Source organism: Bathymodiolus azoricus thioautotrophic gill symbiont (assembly GCF_001298715.1).
In the GTDB taxonomy this organism is placed as follows: Bacteria; Pseudomonadota; Gammaproteobacteria; order PS1; family Pseudothioglobaceae; genus Thiodubiliella.
On the sequence record NZ_CDSC02000175.1, the window covers coordinates 1 to 2162 of the forward strand.

At 43.2% G+C, this 2162-nt stretch carries 1 protein-coding gene and 1 pseudogene; both read left to right on the plus strand.

Features of this window, described 5'->3' with window-relative positions; genetic code table 11:
- Positions 1-43: 43 nt before the first annotated feature.
- A pseudogene (locus tag BAZSYMA_RS03440) lies at positions 44-408 on the plus strand (IS1595 family transposase); the annotation flags it as partial.
- A 35-nt stretch (positions 409-443) separates the two neighbouring features.
- Positions 444-2162: galactose-binding domain-containing protein (locus BAZSYMA_RS03445; RefSeq protein WP_195910078.1), on the plus strand; the 1719-nt coding region annotated here is incomplete at its 3' end.

Genomic DNA, 2162 nt, shown 5'->3' on the forward strand with positions numbered 1-2162 from the left:
AATATAGGATAGATGCGAATTTACAGAAAGAAGTTTACTTGACCTTTATATTGAGATTGTAGGTAACTGCTCTGTAGCAACTCTACAAAGCGTTATAAAGGGAAAACAAGTATCAATAGTGTTATTCATTCTGATGGATGGCGAGGGTATAATGGTTTAGTAGATTTTGGTCATAAAAAGCATTTTAGGGTGTATCATGGTAAGAGCGAGTTCGCTAGAGGCAATTCTCATATTAACGGGATAGAATCTTTTGGGGTTATACTAAAACAAGGCTGGTGAAATTTACAGGAATGAATAGAAATATATTTAAATAGCATCTTAAAAAAATGTGAATTTAGATGCGATAATAGGGAGCAAGATTTATATAAAATATTGCTCCAAAATTTCAAAAATAACCCGCTTAACTAGTCAAGACTCATGTATTTTTTGGAGAAGGAAAAATTATGTACACACCTCATACTGGTAAATTTTTTAATCGTGTTTTGTTAGTAATAGCATTTTTCACTGCTTTATTTACTACCGTTCACGCCGCTAACATCAATCTAGCCCTTGGAAAATCTGCAACACAATCCAGCATTTATAACACTACCCTTTATCATGCTTCACAAGCAGTTAACGGCAATACTCAGGGCATTTGGTATAACAATAGCATAACACACACCCAAAAGGAACAAGGCGCTTGGTGGCAAGTTGATTTAGGCAGTGAAAAAAATATCCATCAAATCATTATCCACAATCGCACTGATTGTTGTGCAGGTAGGCTCAGTAACTACCAAGTCAGTATTTCCAATAAAGTAGATTTCAGTACCCATACTTATCAACAAGATTTTCACGGTGTGCCTAACCCCAAGAAAACCATTAAATTAAGCACACAAGGAAAACGAGGCCGCTACGTTAAAATCCAGTTACTTGATAATAACTACCTTTCTTTAGCAGAAGTTCAAGTTATGGGTGTTGATCTTTTGCGTTTTTCTGAGGTGGATTTTTCTAGTGCTTATAATGATTTTGGTGGGAATAATAACGCATTCAACGGATTTAATTCTGGCGCCTTTGCCGCCATTAAAGGCAATGGCTCAATTATAGCGTGGGGTGACTCAAAGCATGGAGGCACAGGTGCACCCGCTGGTAGTGACTACACCAAGATTTATTCAAATAAGCATGCCTTTGCTGCCCTTAAAGCCAATGGCTCAATTGCAGCGTGGGGTAACTCAAATCTTGGAGGCGCAGGCGCACCCACTGGCAGTGGCTATACCAAGATTTATTCAACTGATGCGGCCTTTGCCGCCCTTAAAACCGATGGTTCAATCACAGCGTGGGGCGATTCAAACTCTGGAGGCGCAAGTGCACCCACTGACAGTGGCTATACCAAGATTTATTCAAATAGGTATGCCTTTTCTGCCCTTAAAGCCGATGGCTCAATCACAGCTTGGGCGGGGTGGGGTGGTCTAGGGCTTGGAGGTATAGCGCCTACTGATGACAGCGGTTATACCAAAATTTATTCAACTGATGCAGCCTTTGCCGCCCTTAAAACTGATGGCGTAATCACGGCGTGGGGTCACTCAGATTTTGGAGGTAAAGGTGCACCTACTGATGGTGGTTATATCAAAATTTATTCAACTGGGTATGCCTTTGCCGCTCTTAAAGCCGATGGCTCAATCACGGCGTGGGGTGACTCAAATTGGGGAGGCACAGGCGCACCCACTGGTGGTGACTATACCAAGGTTCATTCAGCTTGGTGCGCCTTTGCCGCTCTTAAAGCCGATGGCTCAATCGCGGCGTGGGGTCACTCAATGTATGGAGGTACAGGCGCACCCACTGACAGTGGCTATACCAAGATTTATTCAAATGCACTTGCCTTCGCTGCCCTTAAAGCCGATGGTTCAATCACGGCGTGGGGTGGCTCAATATATGGAGGTTCAGGTGAGCCCACTGACAGTGGCTATATCAAGATTTATTCAACTGATAGCGCCTTTGCCGCCCTTAAAGCCGATGGTTCAATCACGGCTTGGGGTGATTCAAAATATGGGGGTACAGGCGCTCCCACTGACAGTGGCTATACCAAGATTTATTCAACCAAGTATGCCTTTGTCGCCCTTAAAGCCGATGGTTCAATCACAGCGTGGGGTCGCTCAGGTAAGGGAGGCACTACACCTACAATATCT